Source organism: Allobosea sp. TBD101, assembly GCF_059817965.1.
In genome coordinates this window covers 938,610-956,941 of record NZ_CM187543.1, presented here as the reverse complement: position 1 = coordinate 956,941, position 18,332 = coordinate 938,610, and the positions used below count along the sequence as shown (strand labels likewise).

The 18,332-nt window shown below is 64.0% G+C and carries 12 protein-coding genes; 8 read left to right on the top strand and 4 right to left on the bottom strand.

What is annotated here, in order from left to right; genetic code table 11:
- The first annotated feature begins 54 nt into the window (after nt 1–54).
- The 3 genes from AC6RIC_RS04510 (at nt 55) to AC6RIC_RS04500 (ending at nt 4,724) form a co-directional block, all read left to right on the top strand.
- A complete protein-coding gene (locus AC6RIC_RS04510; protein ID WP_147020835.1) occupies nt 55–261 on the top strand; it encodes a hypothetical protein in 207 nt (68 codons plus the stop codon).
- A gap of 163 nt (nt 262–424) precedes the next feature.
- The gene (locus AC6RIC_RS04505) at nt 425–1,585 is read left to right on the top strand and encodes an efflux RND transporter periplasmic adaptor subunit (RefSeq protein ID WP_454654976.1); all 1,161 of its coding nucleotides are present in this window, start codon (nt 425–427) and stop codon (nt 1,583–1,585) included.
- A gap of 4 nt (nt 1,586–1,589) precedes the next feature.
- Nucleotides 1,590–4,724, top strand: coding sequence for an efflux RND transporter permease subunit (locus tag AC6RIC_RS04500; protein ID WP_454654974.1), 3,135 nt, complete (start codon nt 1,590–1,592; stop codon nt 4,722–4,724).
- A gap of 25 nt (nt 4,725–4,749) precedes the next feature.
- Here the strand turns inward: AC6RIC_RS04500 and AC6RIC_RS04495 are convergent, their stop codons facing one another.
- From AC6RIC_RS04495 to AC6RIC_RS04485, 3 genes are all read right to left on the bottom strand, one after another.
- Nucleotides 4,750–5,040, bottom strand: coding sequence for a hypothetical protein (locus tag AC6RIC_RS04495; RefSeq protein WP_499735281.1), 291 nt, complete (start codon nt 5,038–5,040; stop codon nt 4,750–4,752).
- A gap of 373 nt (nt 5,041–5,413) precedes the next feature.
- On the bottom strand, nt 5,414–6,322 hold the full coding sequence (locus tag AC6RIC_RS04490) for a LysR family transcriptional regulator (RefSeq protein WP_499735280.1): 909 nt from the start codon (nt 6,320–6,322) through the stop codon (nt 5,414–5,416).
- On the bottom strand, nt 6,319–7,194 hold the full coding sequence (locus AC6RIC_RS04485) for a LysR family transcriptional regulator (RefSeq protein WP_499735279.1): 876 nt from the start codon (nt 7,192–7,194) through the stop codon (nt 6,319–6,321). Before AC6RIC_RS04485 ends, AC6RIC_RS04490 begins: the two co-directional genes overlap by 4 nt.
- Nucleotides 7,195–7,313: 119 nt before the next feature.
- Here AC6RIC_RS04485 and AC6RIC_RS04480 point away from each other — a divergent pair, with 119 nt between their 5' ends.
- From AC6RIC_RS04480 to AC6RIC_RS04465, 4 genes are read left to right on the top strand one after another with little or no spacing between them, the layout of a single operon-like run.
- Entirely contained in the window at nt 7,314–8,840 is a 1,527-nt protein-coding gene (locus tag AC6RIC_RS04480) for an ABC transporter substrate-binding protein (RefSeq protein WP_499735278.1), read from the top strand.
- Between the two features lie 43 nt (nt 8,841–8,883).
- A complete protein-coding gene (locus AC6RIC_RS04475; protein WP_499735277.1) occupies nt 8,884–9,819 on the top strand; it encodes an ABC transporter permease in 936 nt (311 codons plus the stop codon).
- 4 nt (nt 9,820–9,823) lie between these two features.
- Nucleotides 9,824–10,636 (top strand): ABC transporter permease, encoded by an 813-nt coding sequence (locus AC6RIC_RS04470; RefSeq protein WP_499735276.1) that lies wholly within the window; start codon nt 9,824–9,826, stop codon nt 10,634–10,636.
- Between the two features lie 36 nt (nt 10,637–10,672).
- Nucleotides 10,673–11,593 carry a serine hydrolase gene (locus AC6RIC_RS04465; RefSeq protein ID WP_499735275.1) on the top strand — a complete coding sequence of 307 codons (921 nt, stop codon included), beginning with the start codon at nt 10,673–10,675 and terminating at the stop codon, nt 11,591–11,593.
- 356 nt (nt 11,594–11,949) lie between these two features.
- On the opposite strand, the gene AC6RIC_RS04460 is transcribed toward AC6RIC_RS04465, so the two are convergent.
- Complete coding sequence (locus AC6RIC_RS04460; protein ID WP_499735274.1) at nt 11,950–12,441, bottom strand: hypothetical protein; 492 nt, start codon at nt 12,439–12,441, stop codon at nt 11,950–11,952.
- Nucleotides 12,442–12,830: 389 nt separating this feature from the next.
- Between AC6RIC_RS04460 and AC6RIC_RS04455 the strand changes: the two genes are divergently transcribed.
- Nucleotides 12,831–16,667 (top strand): peptidoglycan-binding protein, encoded by a 3,837-nt coding sequence (locus tag AC6RIC_RS04455; RefSeq protein ID WP_499735273.1) that lies wholly within the window; start codon nt 12,831–12,833, stop codon nt 16,665–16,667.
- Nucleotides 16,668–18,332: the final 1,665 nt, after the last annotated feature.

Genomic DNA, 18,332 nt, shown 5'->3' with positions numbered 1-18,332 from the left:
AGGCGCAGCGCGTCCACCGATTCCACGCCAATACGCTGCACGCGCTGGCCGAACATGCTGACGGCGGCCGGCCTCATCCATCCCGAAGAGCTCGGCCCACGCCGTCTCGTGCGCCGCGTCAGCGCCACCGAGATTCGCCTGTTCTCCGATCTGCACGTCTTCCTGCAGCCGTGCGAATTGCGGACCGGGCTCTGCGAGCACACCTTCCATCGCCGCAACGGGGACGTCGCCCGCACCGACAGCTTCGACAGATTGTCGTGAGTGCATTCCCGCCGGGACAATGATGGAAGCCGGACACGCAACGCAGGCGCGCAATAAGACCGTAGCGTTTTCGGAGGAATGTGCCCAGTATCGATCCAGCTATGAATAGCTCGCCCTGTACCTTCCGATTGAACGGGGCGAACAATGGCTAAGGGGTGAACAAATGTCTGAGCAGTCTCGGATGGCGCATGCGCAGCGGTTCTCCTCGGCCTTGCGCCTTTCCTCCACAACGCTCGCGGCGCTCCTCATCTTCGGCCTCGGCGCGGGCGCCCTCGCCCAGCAGCCGGCGCCCACCGCCGTTCCCGTCGGCACCGTGATCGCCGAGAAGCGCGCCATCACCCAGACCGCCGATTTCGTCGGGCGGATCGAGGCGGTGAACCGTGTCGACATCCGCGCCCGCGTCACCGGCTATCTCGAAGAGGTCCTGTTCAAGGACGGGGCGACCGTCGCCGAGGGGGCTCCGCTCTTCCGCATCGAGCGCAGCCCGTTCGAGGCCGCGGTCGAGCAAGCGCAAGGCGCGCTCGAGAAGGCCCAGGGCGCCCTCCAGAACGCCACGGTGCAGCGCCAGCGTGCCGAGGACCTGCTGAAGACGAATGCCGGCTCGGTCGCCATCCGCGACCAGCGTGTCGCCGACGAGAAGGGCGCGCAGGGCGACGAAACCACGGCCGCCGCCAACCTGAAGACCGCCCAGATCAATCTCGGCTACACCGAGATCAGGGCGCCGATCGCCGGCCGGATCGGCCGCACCAAGGTGACTATGGGTAATGTCGTCGGCCCCGATACCGGCGTGCTGGCCCAGATCGTCAGCGACAACCCCATGTATGTCACCTTCCCGGTCAGCCAGCGCGAATTCCTGGCGCTGAAGACGAACCGGTTGCCGGCGGACGGACAGGCCCCGCTGGTCAGCCTCAAATTCTCCGACGGCTCGACCTACGACCAGAAGGGCCGTGTCGACTTCGTCGACGTCTCGGTCGAGCGCACCACTGATACCGTGCTGGTGCGCGCCACATTGCCCAATCCCGCCGGCAAGCTCCTCGACGGCACGCTGGTGCGCGTCGCCGTCCAGGCCGACAAGAGCGAGGAAAAGGTGCTGGTCCCGCAATCGGCGCTGATCGCCGACCAACAAGGCTCCTATGTCTTCGCCGTCGAGGACGGCAAGGCGGTGGTGAAGCGGGTCAAGGTCGGCGCCGAGGCCGGCTCCTATGTCGCGATCGACCAGGGCCTTTCCGGCAACGAGCAGATCGTTATCCAGGGTCTGCAGAATCTCCGGCCCGGCGTGCCGGTGCTGGCTTCGCCGGTGACCCTTACGACCGGCCGGAGCTGACGTCATGCTGAGCTCCGTCTTCGTTGACCGGCCCCGGCTGGCGATCGTCATAGCGCTCATCACCACGATCGCGGGCCTGATCTCGCTGTTCGCGATTCCCGTCGCGCAATATCCCGACATCGTGCCGCCGCAGATCTCGGTCCGGGCGTCCTATCCCGGCGCCTCGGCCGCCGTGGTGGAGCAGACCGTAGCCCAGCCGATCGAGGCCCAGATCGTCGGCACCGACAAGATGCTCTACATGAAGAGCGTCAGCGGCAACGACGGCAGCTACTCGCTGCAGGTCTCCTTCGAGCTCGGCACCAATCCCGACATCAACAACGTCAACGTCAACAACCGCGTCCAGCTCGCCTTGTCGAAGCTGCCGCAGGAGGTCCAGCGCAGCGGTGTCGTCGTCAAGAAGCAGTCCTCGGCCCTTCTCGGCGTCATCGCCGTCTATGCGCCGAAGGGCAACTACAACCAGCTCTTCGTCTCGAACTACGTCACCATCAACCTCCTCGACGCGATCAAGTCCACGGCCGGCGTCGGCGACGCCGCGCTCTTCGGCGCCCAGGACTACGCCATCAGGGCCTGGGTCCGCACCGACAGCCTGACCGGCCTCAACATCACCACCGGCGACATCATCGCCGCGATCCAGGGCCAGAACGCGCAGGCCGCGGTCGGCCGCATCGGCGCCCGCCCGATCTCCGACGACCAGCAGCTCCAGCTCAACATCCAGACCAAGGGCCGCCTGACCTCGCCGGAGGAGTTCGGCAAGATCGTGCTGCGCACCAATGCCGACGGCTCGGTCCTGCGGCTCTCGGACGTTGCGCGCCTCGAGCTCGGCGCCGCCAATCTCGACCGCGACACGCGCCTGAACGGCGGCCCGGCCGTGCTGATCGGCGTCTACCAGGCGCCCGGCGCCAACGCCCTCACAGCCCTCGAATCCGTCAAGAAAACGATCGGCGATCTCGAGAAGTCCTTCCCCGACGGCCTTGCCTGGAAGGTCACCTACGACCCGACCGCCTTCGTCACCGCCACGATCCACGAGGTTCAGAAGACGCTGATCGAGGCCTTCGCCCTCGTCGTGCTTGTCGTCTACATCTTTCTCGGCAATCTCAGGGCGACGCTGATCCCGACCGTCGCCGTGCCGGTAAGCCTGGTCGGCGCCTTTATCGTGCTCAACGCCATCGGTTATTCCGCCAACACCGTCTCGCTGCTCGCGGTGGTCCTCGCCATCGGCATCGTCGTCGACGACGCGATCGTCGTCATCGAGAACGTCGAGCGCGTGATGGAGGAACATCCGGAGCTCTCGCCGGCCGAGGCGACCAAGCGCGCCATGGGCGAGATCGTCGCACCGATCATCGCGATCACACTGGTGCTGCTCTCGGTCTTCGTGCCGGTCGCCTTCATCCCGGGCATCTCCGGCGAGCTCTTCCGCCAGTTCGCCGTCACCGTGGCGGTCGCGATGGTGCTCTCGGCGATCAACGCACTGACGCTGTCGCCCGCGCTCTGTGCCATCCTGCTGAAGCCGCATCACGGACCCCGGCGCGGCCCGATCGGCCTTATCATGCGCGGCATCGACTGGACGCGCGACCGTTACGGCAACGGCGTGGCGCGCCTCGTGCGCATCTCGGCCATCAGCCTTGTTCTGACCGCGGCCTTCGGCGCCGGCATCTACGCCATGAGCCGGGTCACGCCGACCGGCTTCCTGCCGGAGGACGATCAGGGCGCCTTCTTCGTCGTTGCGCAGTTGCCCGACGGCGCCTCCATCGGCCGCACATCGGCGCTCGCCGCCGAGGTCGAGGGCATCCTCAAAACCGAGAAGGCGATCGCCGATTATTCCACGGTCATCGGCCTCAACTTCATCGACAATTATTCCCAGCCCAATGCCGGCTTCTTCGTCGTAACCCTGAAGCCGTTCGACCAGCGCACCAGCCCGGAGGATTCGGCCTCTGCCGTCATCGCTCGGCTCGCCCAGAAGTTCCGCAGCGTGCGCGACGGCAATGTCGTCCCGGTCGCGCCTCCGCCGATCATCGGCCTCGGCAGTGGCGGCGGCTTCAGCTACGTGCTGATGGATATGGGCTCTTCCGACGCCAAGGCGCTCGGCCAGGCGCTGCGCGGTCTGACGGTTGCCGCCAATCAGGACCCGCAATTGCGGCGGGTGTTCTCGACCTTCTCGGATTCGGCGCCATCGATCTATCTCGACATCGATCGCGAAAAGGTCCAGATTCTCGGCGTCGCCCTAAGCGACGTCTTCCAGGCCCTCCAGGCCTCGCTCGGCGGCTATTACGTCAACGACATGAACCTGTTCGGCCGCACCTGGCAGGTCCAGGTCCAGGCCGAAGGCACCGACCGCGCCTCGGTCAACGACATCTACCGCATCAACGTCCGCAGCAAATCCGGCGACATGGTGCCGCTGCGCTCCTTCGTCGAGGCCAAGGTCGTGGTCGGCCCGCAGGCGCTGATCCGCTACAATAACCGCCTGGCGGTGACGCTGCAGGGCTCGCCTGCCCCTGGCGTCTCCTCGGGTCAGGCACTGAAGGCGATGGAGGCGGTCGCGGCCAAGACGCTGTCACCCGGCTATCGCGGCGAATGGACCGATGTTTCCTTCCAGGAGAAGCGGGCCGAAGGGCAGACGGGGATCATCCTCGCCTTCGCGCTGCTCTTCGCCTATCTCTTCCTGGTCGCGCTCTACGAGAGCTGGACGATCCCCGTGCCGGTGCTGCTCTCGGTAGCGGTCGGCGTCCTCGGCGCCTTCATCGCGATCGTCCTGGCGAAGCTGACGCTCGACCTCTACGCCCAGATCGGCATCGTCGTGCTGATCGGCCTCGCCGCCAAGAACGGCATCCTGATCGTCGAGTTCGCCAAGGAGCTGCGCGAGAAGGGCCACCCGCTGCTGCACGCGGCGACCGAAGGCGCGCGCCTGCGCTTCCGTCCGGTGATGATGACCTCCTTCGCCTTCATCCTCGGCCTGCTGCCGCTGGTGATCGCGGAAGGACCGTCGAAACTCGCGCGGCGCGATGTCGGCACCCCCGTCTTCGGTGGCATGCTCGCAGCATCCTTGATCGGCATCTTCGTGATTCCGGCGCTCTATGTGATCTTCCAGTCCTTGCGCGAGCGCCTGCGGCCATCGACCCGCCCCAAGGAGGAGCAGGTCTGAGACGAGTCCCCTCATCGACGGACCGTCACATCGGTCCGTCGATGAGGGTGCAGTCCTGCCCCGCGGCGGCCAGCGCCTGCAGCTGAGCCAGCGCGATCCGAAGCAGCTCGGGACGAGCGCCGAAGCGGAACCGGACGAGACGCGGCAGCTGCAGCAGCCAAGCGCCTTCCTCGCTCAGCACGAGTTCGACATGGTCGAGACACGCCGCCAGCCGGATCACCTTGCGGCCGTCGCAGGCCAGACCTTGGTCGGTGCGTTCGAGGTAGAGCAGGCCTTCGACCCCGACGGCTGGTGGCGGCCGGGTTGCCCGCCACACGCGACATGCAGGATATCAAGCGGATCCCCGCCGCCGCGAAGCGAGTGAGAGCACGAGGAGGTCGCGTCTCCGGTGAAGACCTCCTTGATCTCGAAACCATCCACTCCGTTCTCCAAATCGGCGGGTCATATGGGGCACCCTGGCGCGGGATCAGTCCATTTCGGAGAACTGCGCCTCATCCGAAATCCTGCATTGCCGAAGCAGTTGGGATCGGCTATCCAGCCTGCACGGTTAGCGCCCGTAGCTCAGCTGGATAGAGCATTGCCCTCCGAAGCTGGGAATCGCGACGGTCGGGCCCGCAAATAACGTAATATTTTCAAATGGTTCGTCGACAAGACGCCGGCCTGAACGTGCATTGCCGCTTCGGGCGGCACTAGCGCGCCACAGCTATCGCCTCTCGATGGCTGTCGAGGTCCGTTATGATCTCAACAAAGCGCGCCGCCAAACGGGTTAAAGGGCGGCTCCGCACGGTCATAAGGCATATGGTGATTGGCAGCTCCGGCGTGACGTCCAGTCTGACGAGGCCCTCAAAGCGTTGGACCTGCGTCAGCAGGCTATCGATAAGGATGACGTCTCCCTGCCGAGCGAGCAGATGCGCGGCCGAAATGCTGTATGGCACTGTCATGAAGGGCGCATAGTCGAGCCCAGCCTGCTCGTAGGCGCGAGCGATGAGCCAGCCCAGTGGCGACTTTGCTCGATCGAAACAGATCAGGCGCCGCTCCCGAAGCTCAGCCAAACCAATCGTTCCGCGAACGGCGAGCGGGTCGTCTTCGCGAACGAGAGCGATGATTGACGCTTCAGCGAATGGCGTCAGGGCAATGTCGTCTGTGACGCGCGGAGAGAACATCACACCGAGATCGGCCGTGCCATTCGACAGCTCGGTCGGCGCGTCGCCCATGATCAACTCGATGCGCGCCTTTGGATACTCGGTGACGAGCCGGCGGATGGCCTGCGCGATTAAGCCCTGTCCAATACTCGGCGTCGAGGCGATGCGCAGCGGGAGCGCGCGTCCCGAACGAAGGTCTCCAACGGCCTCGCGCAAGGAGCGCCATTCGTCCTCGACCGCGCCGAGTGCCTGCATCAGGGAACGCGCCTGCGGCCGCAGGACGAGGCGGCCGTCGCGGCGGTCGAAGACCGCGATGCCCAGGCTCGTCTCGCTGCGGGCGACTATCTTGCTGACGGCCGATTGCGTGAGATGCAGCTGCCGGGCGGCCTCGACGGTGGTGCCGCAGCGATCGACCGCGCGCAGCACGCTGGCGTGAGATGGCATCAGCGGCTTCATGCGCCCTCTCCAGCGAGCATTTCCAGGAGGATGAGCGCGGCGCTATCGAGTGGCGCGCCGTCGCGGTGATGCGCATAGGCAGTGACCAGCGGGCTGCCGTCGAGCGGGCGGACCGCGAGCCCCTCCGTTAGGCCGCTGCTGATGACGAAGCCGTCGACGACCGCGATGCCGACGCCCTCCCGCGCCAGGTGGCAGGCCGTGTCGGTGTGGCGGACGGTGATGGCGATATGGTCGGACAGCCCGCTGCGACCGAGCGCATCCTGAAAGCTGTCTGCCAGGCTGAACCCGTCGGGCCCGTAGCTGATCAGGCGCTGGCCCGCGAGGTCGGCGCGTGTCAGTGCATCGCGACCGGCGAGCGGGTGCGCTTTGTCGAGCACGCAGACCAGCGGGCTGCAGCGCAGGACGAGGTCCTTGAGGCCGTTCGTCGCCATTGGGCCATAGGAGATCGCGAGATCGACCTCATTGGCGCTGAGATGGTCGCGGACATGGTCGAACATCACCTCCACGGCCGCGCGGTCGTCCAGGGCGAGGCGCGCGCCGGCGATGGCGGGCGGCAGGATGCTGTGTGCCAGCCCCGGAACGGTGGCAATCCGCAAACGGTCGGCCATGCCGACGCGGATCATGTCTGCCTCGTGATGTGCTCGGCGTAGGACGTCGAAGGCAGGCCGCGCCAGCCGGTTTAACTCGAGCGCCTCAGGCGTCGGCGTCAGGCGCCCCTGGACGGTGGCGACGAGGCTGAGGTCGAACTCCTGCTCCGCCAGGCGCAGCGACTTGATGACGGCGGACTGGCTAACGCCCAACCCCTGCGCCGCCTCGCCGGTGCCGCCCAGCCGGACGAAGGCGTCGATCACGTTCAAGGCGCCGAGCTTCATCCAGGCTATTCCATTTAGTCGAAGATCATGCCGAATGTTTCATTTGCGAGACTAGGCCGGCACATGGGAGGTTGCAACCGCCGCGGCGCAGGCAAAGCGGCCAAGATCAGGGGATTTCCATGACCACATTCCGTTCCATGGTGTCGGCCGCCGCACTCGCGCTCTCGGTGCTCGGCCCGGCGCTGACCATCACGCCGTCGGCCGCCTTGGCGCAGGGCGTCCTGAAGCTGGCGCAGACGTCAGACCTCGTCTCGCTCGATCCGATCGCGACCAGCGACAATCCCTCGATCCATGCGCAGCTCCTGATCTACGACACCCTGCTGCGCCCGAGCACGGACGCGACCAAGCTGGAGCCCGGCCTTGCTGAGAGCTGGGTCGTCAGCGATGACGGGCTGACCTACACACTCAAGCTGCGCCAGGCGAAGTTCTCCGACGGCACGCCCGTCACCGCCGCCGACGTCGCCTTCTCTCTGAAGCGTGCGGGCAGCGACGCCTCGAACTGGAAGCGCTTCTTCGCCGGCATCGACGCGATCGAGACGCCCGACGAGCGCACGGTCGTGCTCAAACTGAAGACCGTCTTCACCCCTCTGCTGAACAACCTCGCGCTGTTCTCCTCTGCGATCCTGCCGCAGAAGGCCTTCGAGGCCGCGCCCGACAAGTTCTTCGAGAAGCCGATTGGCTCCGGCCCCTTCACTGTCGCGGCCTGGAACAAGGGCCAGGGCCTCTCGCTCAAGAAGAACGCGCATTACTGGCAGGCTGGGAAACCCAGCCTCGACGGCGCCGAGATCCTGGTCCTGCCCGAGGGCAACAGCCGCGTTCTGAAGCTGCAGGCCGGTGAGATCGACGCCGCGCTGGAAATCCCGTTGAACCAGATGCAGAGCCTCGGGCGCTCCGGCGCGATAAAGACCGAGGTCGCCAACGTGCTGCGCACGGATTTCGTGCTGCTGAACACCAAAAAGAAGCCCTTCGACGACGTGCGCGTCCGTCAGGCCCTGAACTACGCGGTCGACAAGGAGGGGCTGATCAAGGCTCTGCTCTTCGGCGCCGGCAAGGTCTCCAACTCGCCAATGCCGCCGATGGCTTATGCCGATCCCACGCTTAAGCCCTATGCGCATGACATCGCCAAGGCCAAGGCCTTGCTCAAGGAAGCGGGATATGTCGACGGCTTCAAGACGTCGCTGCTCGTGCATTCCGGCCGGCCGCTTCACCGTCAGGTGGCCCAGGCGCTGCAGAGCGCATTGGCTCAGATCGGCGTCACCGCCGAAATCAGGCTGGTCGAAGGCGGAACCCACTGGTCGACGACCAAGGCCGGCGACTACGAGATGGCCGTGTCCTATGCGTCCAGCGATACGATCGATCCCGACCAGATGGCGGGCTTCCTTATCGTCAATCCCGAGCGCGCCAACGCCTATCACACCGAGTGGAAGAGCGAGCGCGTCAACGAGCTCTACGCCAAGGAGCGCGCCACCAAGGACGGGCCGGAGCGCGGCGCGATGTTCCAGGAGATGGTCAAGCTCGCCCATGAAGGCGCGCCCTCGATCTTCCTGTTCTATCCCGGGACCTCCTATGCCCACCGCAGCAATGTCAGCGACTTCGAAGTGCTGCCGACCGGCAACTTCCGCCTCGAAGACGTCAAACTGAAGTGAGGGACGGGCGGCCTTGAGGCCGCCTGTTCCCCGGCGTGCCTCCATGCTGACCTACATTCTCAAGCGTCTCGCCCAGCTCGTCCCCGTGCTGTTCGGCATCACGCTGGCCTGCTTCTTCCTGCTACGCGCGTTGCCGGGCGACCCGGCGACACTGCTTCTCGGCGCGCGGGGCGGGCCGGAGGAGATAGCGGCGATGAAGCAGCGGCTCGGGCTCGACCTCCCGCTGTGGCGGCAATACCTGCTCTTCCTTGGCGACATCCTTTCCGGAAGTCTGGGGCGCTCCGTGGTCTACGGCCAGTCGGTGACGAAACTGGTGCTGGAGCGCCTGCCGGCGACACTCTGGCTCGTCGCCTACTCGACGATGATCGCAGTCGTGATGACGATTCCACTGGCGCTGTGGTCCGCGGTCCGCCGCGACCGGACGCCCGACCTCCTGATCAAGCTCCTTTTCACGGTGCTGCTCGCGATCCCTTCCTTCTGGCTCGGGCTGGTGCTCGTCCTGGTCCTCGCCATCTGGGTGCCGCTGTTTCCGACCTCGGGCTATGGCAACGGCGCGCTCGAGCGACTGCATCACCTGACGCTGCCGGCCTTCGTCATCGCGCTGGCGACCGCGTCGCTGACGATCCGCAGCCTGCGCAGCGGCATCCTCAACGTGCTCGGCTCGGACTACGTCACCACCGCCCGCGCCAAGGGCAACGCCACGGCCCGCACCATGCGCGTCCATGTCCTGCCAAATGCACTGATCAGCTCGATCTCGGTGCTCGGCGCCCATACGAGCTGGGTGATCGGCGGCACGGTGGTGATCGAGACCGTCTTCGCCCTGCCCGGGCTCGGCTCACTCTTCGTCGAGTCGATCTTCGCCCGCGACTACCCGATGATCCAGGGGCTGACGGTCGTCTTCGCCGTCCTGGTGGTCCTGATCAATCTCGCGACCGACATCGCCTATGCGCTGGCCGACCCGCGCATCCGGTTGGACTGACGCCATGAGCAAGCGCCGCCTCGATCCGACGCTTCTTGTCGGCCTCGCCATGCTGCTGCTGCTTTGCCTGTTCGTTGGGCTCGGGCAGTTCTGGACGCCGCACGACCCGTTCCTGGTCGACTATGGCAACACGCTGCAACCGCCCTCGGTGCAGCATTGGTTCGGCACCGACGATCTCGGCCGCGATGTCGCCTCACGCGTCATGGCCGGTGGGCTGGTCGACCTGCGTGTCGCGTTGGTGTGCGTCGTGGCCCCGGCCATCCTCGGCATCGCGATCGGCGCGCTTTCCGGCGTCGTCGGCGGGCGGGTCGACACCGTGATCATGCGTATCACCGACATCTTCTGGGCCTTCCCCTTCCATGTGCTGGTGATCGCCATCGTCGGCGTTCTCGGGCCCGGCGAGGCCAATCTCTACCTCGCCTTCCTGCTGGTGAACTGGATCTCCTTTGCTCGCATCACCCGCGGCGAAGTCCTGGTGCTACGTGAGCTCGAATATGTGCAGGCGGCGCGCAGCTTCGGCTCTACCGACCGCCGCATCGTCCTGGCGCATATCCTGCCCAATGCGGTGACGCCCGCGATCGTCTTCGCCATGGCCGACGTCGTGCTGACGATCCTGGCCGTGACCTCGCTCTCCTTCCTCGGCCTTGGCATCCAGCCGCCGACACCGGAATGGGGGCTGATGATCGCCGACGGACGCCAGTTCCTGTTCGACGCTTGGTGGATCGCGACCGCCCCCGGACTCGCCATCATCTACACCGGCGTCGCCTTCGCCCTGATCGGTGAGGGCCTCGACACCGCGCTCCGGCCCAAGGGCTGACGCGCTTTCTCTTCCGCACTGCATCGCGAGACGGCCATGAGCTTCTTCACCGACAATGCCGAACTGCAGCGGATCGGCGCGCTGCTCGAGGCCCATGCCGCCCCGATCTACGCCGCGCGCGGCGTTCCTTTCGAGCAATTCGCCTATGTGCTGCTACAGCCCGGAGCGGAAGGCGCCAAGCCAGAAGGCGCCGCGCGGCGTGCCGACTGGCGGGCCTATCCCTGCTCGCTGGTGAAGGTGTTCCACCTCGTCGCCGCGCAGCTGCGGCTCGAGGACGGGCGGCTTACCGCCCATGCCGAACTCGACCGCGCGATGCGCGACATGATCCTGTGGTCGTCCAACTCTGCGACGAACTACATCATCGACCTGCTCACCGGCACGACCGGCGACACGCTGCTGAGCGACACGGAGATGAACGTCTGGTGCGAACGCCGCGGGGAGATCAACCGAATCTTCGCTGGATTGGGCTGGCCGGAACTCGCCGGCATCAACCTCAACCAGAAGCTGATGGACGATCTGCGCTACGGCCGGGAGAAGATCGCGCTCGACCGCTCGGCAGCCGGGCACAATTGCCTGACGCCGATCGCCATGGCGCGGCTGATGCACGAGATCTTCAGCGACTCCGCCCTGTTGCCGCCGGCTCGCCGCGTCGTCATCCGCGACCATCTCGCCCGCGACGCAAATTCTCCGGACCGCGGGCGTGGCGCCTATCAGCTGCTCGGCTATCTCGGCGATTCACTGCCCGCGAACACGCAAATCTGGTCGAAGGCGGGCCGGACGCGCTGGCTAGGCGACGATCGCGCCTCGTTTCGTCGGCATGACACGCTCAGGGCCATCTTGCCGCAGGGGCAGGAATTTCTGCTTACCGCTTTTACCCAGGGCGAGACCATCGCCGAGGATGATAGCTTCTTACCGGCGATCGGCTCGCTGGTCGCTACCGAACTTTCTCACACTTGATGTTCGCGGGGCTAAGAGCATTGCTCTGAGAAGGGCCCTGACCATAGCGCTGCTGTTGCGGAACTCCTTGGCCGGCCAGGCTTCCTGTCGCCTTATCGCGCTGCTGGACCGGCGACCGGCATCGCCAGGCGCGCGCCGCCTAAACCCGTCGCAGGCGCTTCCACGGCAGCGGGCCTGGCCGACGGGGCTATGGCTTGCGCAGGGCTCGAGAGGAGGAGATCTTCAAGAAGCCGATCCAGCGCTTTCATGGCAGCGTCGGCGATATGGTGCTCGTCGGTTGCAAGACTCTCTGATGCCCTCTGTCAATCAGATCCTCGTTTAATGAAATTCTGCCGGCTTCTCAGTTGATCCCGAATTTATTGGCAATCCAGCCGGCCTGCCGCGCTCTGCAATTCCCCAAATTCTTTGTGTATTGTCTTAAGTTCATCAGCTGATTTCTGGAAATCTTTCTTACGCTTGCGATCCTCTAAGAATTGATACCAACGGGCAGCAATCTGCGATTTTCGAGCTGGGTCCGCGGTTGACTGGATATCCTTGACGTGTTGGTTGGCCTGATTACCAAACTGAGCAACCTCAGCGTCCTCGATTTTACGTCGGTGCTCTAGGACCTGATTCAAACTCTTGCTGATGTTTGACTGCAGCTCTTGGAGCTCTCCGACTCCGAAGCTCTGGCACCACGCCGTATTGTCCTTCATGCCTTCGATGAGGAGGCGATAGCAGGCGATGGCAGACGCGGCGTCTAGGTGGATCAGGCAGGCGCGCGCCGTGTCCGATGCTCTGGCATGGCCTGATTGGCAGGTTGCCAAGGCTAGCACGACGAGGAACCGTGAGAAGCCCGCTCTGGACATAATCGGACGATGCTACAGGAGCCAAGTCGACCGTCAATCCTCACAGCGCATGTGTGCAATTTGTCGCCCGAAGGGTGATTCAGATAAAAATGCCACGCTATCTGGATCATATTCGAGGCGTAAACGAACTTACTCTCGGATTAAATTCCAATAATACGGATACAATATTTTACATTTTACCCAATTTAGTGCGAGATAATATGTATAAATCTCTCAATCTGATCAGGTTATATTTCATAAAAAACTGCAATATTTACATTTACTTATATCTTAATTCACACTGACCCTACCGGACTGACTGAACTTGATCTCAAGGCGAAATTGCGACATTTTCACTAAATTAGAAACTATCGACGGTCCGCATTGTATTCCAGCGCTGGAGGTCTACGATGCCTCAGTTCGCGCCTGCTTTTCTTGCCTTCTTACTGATAATCATCCCCCCTTTCGTCCATTCTGTGCGTCATGGCGCACGAGCAGAGGACTGGCTCCTGTCGCACCCGCGTGTCGGACAGGACGGCGTTTCGCTCTTGCTGGCACAATACCGCGATGAGGGGCTTGCTGAAAGCAACGCGAGTGCGGTCTTTGCGGCCCAGTCGATGCTGGCGCGCCTTGGCTACGCCGTTGGTGAAGCGGATGGGGAAATGGGCCCCCGAACGCTTGAAGCAATCGTCGCCTTCCAGCGCGCTCAAGGAATGCCCGCCAATGGCCGCATTGATGCCCAGCTGATCACGCAGTTGCAGGCCGCAATTGCTGCGAATTATAGAGCGCCGGATCGGAGCAATGGCGCTGGAGGGGCGGCGGCGCAGCCAAGCGATGCGTCCAGCGACCGCGCCAGCTTCGACTGCTCCAGGGCGAGACGGCCGGATGAACGCGCCGTATGCTCCTCGCCCGAGCTGCGTCGTCTTGACCGCGAACTCGCGCAACTCTACCTGCCGGCCTCCCGCGAGCGCGCCAATCGAGACCTGCAACAACGCTTTCTCGCCGAGCGGGGCGAATGCCGCAGCAACATCGATTGCCTGCGGCAGATCTACGGGCTTCGTCTGGCGGAACTTCGGCGCGCATCAAGCTTACCTCCTGCCGCGTCATCGCCCGATCTCGCAGTGCCGGCCTCACTCAGGGAGATGCTGCCGGAGCTTCGTCTGCATCAGGGCCATCCCGCCACCGACAAGTATGCTCCGAACACACGGCGCGGCATCAGCCATCTGCTGAAGTTGGTGCGCTTCAACGAGAATCGGAGCCTGCTCGATGAGCCGCGCACGGCCCTGACCTTCGCCCAAGCCTTTCTGACCGCCCCACGCCGAACCGAGCTCCTCCGCTACAGCAACTGGGCCGGCAAGAACGAATTCGAGCAGGACCGCGCCTACAAAGCGTTTATCGAACGCGATGCGCCGGCGCTGCTCCAGGCTGCCCCCAGGCTGCCCATGCAGATGGTCATCATCGATGATTTCCAGGTCGGCCGCTATGACCAGGCCCGCAAGGGCTTTCCCATGGCGGGGTTGCGGCTGGAACTCGATGGCGTTCCTGCCCAATTTCCCATTCCAGACTTCCTGCCCATGGACGAAGCCGCCGCAGAGCAGGCCCTGCGGCAATTGGGGGACAGCCGCCGTTTCCAGATAGCGGCGACGATCACCCTGACGCGTGTCGGCTCGGCGGGGCGTGATCTATCCTATCGGCTTGTGCGGTTGATTGCCTATTCCGATGATGCTCTTCGCTCCGTGCTTCATCAGTTCCCGACCGAACAAGCGCCCATCTCTGCCGCAGAGGGTCAGTCCGTCACTCATCGGCTGGAGAGCGCAGATGTAACGGCCGAGACGATCCTTCTGGCCCAACTCAAGGCCGGCCTTGAGCCGGAATCGCCTCTGGACTGGGCTGGCGAGGCGAGGGCGAGACAGCAGCTGGAGCAGAGGATCTACGCCAGCAACACCGGGGCGAACTGGAAGGCGCACGATCCCTGGGGGCCGTTCTTCTCGCGCTCGGCCACGCTGCCGGTCGGGCGCCAGGAGGCCTTTGTGGCCTGGACCCGCGAACGGGCGAAGGCCCTGCCTAACCGACTGGTGTTGCGATCGCGCGGTCATCTCACGGCCGATGGAGGGATAGAGAACACAGGCCTGCACGGCACAGCTGGCATCCCGGCCGTGCTGCCGGAGATCTTGCTCTCCAGCTTCTCCGGGCTGGATGAGAACAGCAGTGCCGTGGCCTATGCCGGCGCGCAGATCAAGGGTTTGGACGAGCTCATCGGCCGCAGCGTCGGCGGAACCGCGAATCGGCTGGTTCTTATTGGACGAGAGCGCCCCGATGAACTCAGGGCGCTGCTGTTCGAGCAGCCGGTCACCGATTACCGCATCAAGGTTGACGTCCAGGCGCTGCAGGCGCAAGCCAACCGCATCCGGGCGGCCCATGGCGACGCTCGCCCCGAGGTTCGGCTTAGCCTGAGCTATGACCCTCCGAGACGGCTCACGGCGGACCGGCTGAAGCTCGTAGTGCTCCCGGTGAAAGGCCTTACGGCCTCGCTGCTGCTCGGCGGCCGGGAGGTCGGCAACGCTTCCTTCGAGCACCAGGCTTTGCCCGCCTATGGCGCTGGGGACCGCACAATCGAACGGCCCACCGAAACGGTCCTACCACTCGATGCGGAAACGCTCGATCTGCTGCTGGTCAAGCATCTCCCCGCCTCCCTGAACGACGCCGACTGGACCCGGATGCTGTATGCGCGGTTCGCGCTCGAGAAGCGGCCGATGCCAGGGCAGACGGTCCGTTGGGGGCGTCATTTCAGGAATGTCAGCCTGGAACCGGAGGCGAAGGATCTCCCCCGGCTGCTCGAAGGCTTTAAGGCGTGGTCGCGCGCGCGCGCAGACATGCTCCCGGCAAAATTCCAGACTCAGTTCGCGCGACCGCAGGAGGCACTCGTTCGCTTCAGCAGCGCTCTGTCCGAACCCATGTCGGAACAAGGGCTTCGATCGGTGCTCGCGGGTTGCCGGCAGGACGTGAATAGGGAGCCAGCCCAGTGCGACCGCTTGGAAGCCGCCGTCATTATGCAGGACCGGCTGACGCCAATACTGAGCTCGCAAGGGTGGCAGAGCTTCGGCCTCAGGGTCCAGTGCACCTGGAACGATGCCTACTGCGCAAAATCGGTGGCGCTCTGGCCCAGCCAGCCCGATGGCTTGACGTTGAACACCCTGTTTGAGCTGTCCCAGCAGGTAGTGACGCGGCTGCCCGTGCCGGACGGACGCCCCGCGGATCTCGTCTTCATCGTCGAGGTTACCGGCGCGCGCATCGCGGATCGGCTACCGGAATCGGAACGTGCAGCAGCGGGTTTCAATCTTCGCAAGCCGCTGGTTAAGCTCCCCGTTACGGTGCTCAGCCTCACGCTCACAAAGGCCGACATGGTCGATCCGACCACGAAGCAGGTGCGGCTTCCCTTGTCGCTGGAGCCCATTCAGCCGCAGCCCGTGAAGCCCGCGCCGCCCAAAGTGTCCGCTGGACGCTATGATATCATCGGGATCAGGCTGGGCCAGAGTTTCGTGGAGGCCGAGAAGCTGATCCGAAGCCATATGGAGGTGGGCCGGGTGCTCAAGGGCACAAGAGCACGCTCTGACAGTCAGCTCATCACGCCGGCAACATCAGGCAAGCTCTTCATCTCGGCGGATGGCCGCGAGATCATTGCCTTGATCGACGAGCCGCCCGCCGCGCCGGACCGGGTGCTTGCCGTCTGGCGTCGAATCTATTCCGAGGCCGGCCAGGTTCCCGTTCAAGAAGTCTTGCAGGCATTGCGCCAGAAATATGGGCCGGCCAATTCCGGGCAGGTCCACGAGAACTTCAACCTCTGGACGGAAAACGGCGCTCGCTGCGGATGGTCCTCATATTCCTACGGCGGCCAGCAGATTGCCCTATCGACGAACTGGCTGAATGATCAGGCGAGCCCGCCTGTCAACCTTCCGGACGGCCAGGTCGTTCCCGATGTCCGGCTTCCGATCGGCATGCTGGACCCGCTGGACCGTCGGAAGGTGCAGGGCACATGCGGCGAGGCGCTCAGCATCAACGTCGAGTTCAGCGCTTCGCGCGGCTTGCGCGCGGGATTTCCGACCAAGAGCCTGGACTGGGTGGAATCTATCCTCAGCGACGTCGAACCCTATGCCGAGGCATTCGCAAAAAGCCGGAAGGCGGCTCAGGACGAGGGGAAAAGCGCAGTGACCGACTCATCCGGTCGTGTGCCGGGGATCAAATTCTAGATCGTCGGATCGTCTGCCAGGCCGTTTGACCCTGCGGGAGGATCATCATGCAAAGCAGCGGGCGAATGATCTCCAGCATCGCACTAGCGGCGGTTTTCGCGCTGTCTGCGCCCCTAGACACCCAGGCCCGAGCGGAACCGTGGGTCGGCCGCTGGGGAGCGCCGCACTGCGGCCCGGGGCAAACGGAGATTGTCCTAAGTCCGTCGGCGCTCGACCTGACGACCTTCGAGACAGCCTGTCGGGTCAGGAGCGTGCGCCAGAATGGGCCTAGGTTTGAGATCGAGGCCGATTGTAGTGGCGAGGGCAGGCAGCGCCGGGTTACGTTCTACATCGAGATCTCAGGCTCAGTTTTGACATTCGTTGCCATGCGAGGGTTCGACTTTGACCCAAAGCACTTTCAGAAATGCGCTGCTCCAGTCCCGAATACACGTTGGCCAACGGCCGCAATCTCGCCATCACAAGGTTCATCGGGAATCCAACTGCCGCTTCCGCGAGGTTACTATGTTGCGGACGATACCCCCTGCCGCCTTGCCTCCAATGGCACACTCAGCCTTCTTCGGCGCGATGCAATGGGAGCCGGTCGCGAATTGTGTCAGTTCCAGTCGATCGAACGACTGAGTGGGTCGCGCTACCGAGTCCGAGAGAACTGCCAGGAAAACGGTGAGCAGATCGTTCTCTACGAAATTCTTGGGCAAGACCGCTATCGAAGAACCAGCCCGACGGGACTAGCCTACGCCGCGCGCTATTGCCCGCAAAGCCAATTGCCTCCGCCGTGGAAAACCATTCCGATCGATGATTTGATCCGCTGAGGCTCGCATGCCCGCTCCACTACCAATAGAGCACTCGCGCAAAGCAACGAAAGTCATAACTCAGTAAATATTTACGAAGAGGCAGGCCATGCTCTGGTTATTTCTCAAGATGACTATGGCCATTTCGATACTTGTGGGCTCCGGACTATGGACGCCGGCAAAAGCAGATTCTTGGACAGCTGTTCCGCGCAAGGGAGCACCAGCTGTCACCGTCAGTAAGACAGCGACCGACGGGCGAACCGTATTTCGCGGCGGCTGCAATAAGCTTTTGGGGCCGGGATTGACGGGCTCGTTCGAATCCTACTCAGGAAATGCGCTGCAAAAGGTCGACGATCGGAGTGAGCCCGTCAGCTTTGAGATAAGCGGCGATGCGGGCACAGAACGTTTCGCTGGCAGCATGCATTATGTCGCCAGAGAGAAGACCTGGGTTATCACAGGCCTGCTGCCGCCGGCTATCATAGGCGCTCTGGGTCGTGGCGACAGGCTTACGGTTCGCAACGGGCAGGGAACCGCCGCGTTTGCTTTCACACTTGAGGGCGCCGCGACCGCCGCTGCAACCATGCAAAAGAATTGTGGTTTTGCGGGCGCGGAGCCGCCCCAGATGAGGAACAAGGAGCCTTCAATCGCAAACGGGTCCTCGGGGTTTAAGCCGGGAGAGTTCGAGAGGAAGTGCATCGCGTGCCTGAAGGAGGCCCACAGCTTGGGGCGCAGCGTCGGCGGCTTTTGCCCTGTTCACTGCGCCGATGTTTACGGGAGAATGGTCTGCGACAGGAATGGATCGTGCCGGCCTGGCCCATAGCAGGGCGCTGCCCACACCTACCCGCCTATGGCGCGACGCTTCTAGGGGTGAGCGTCG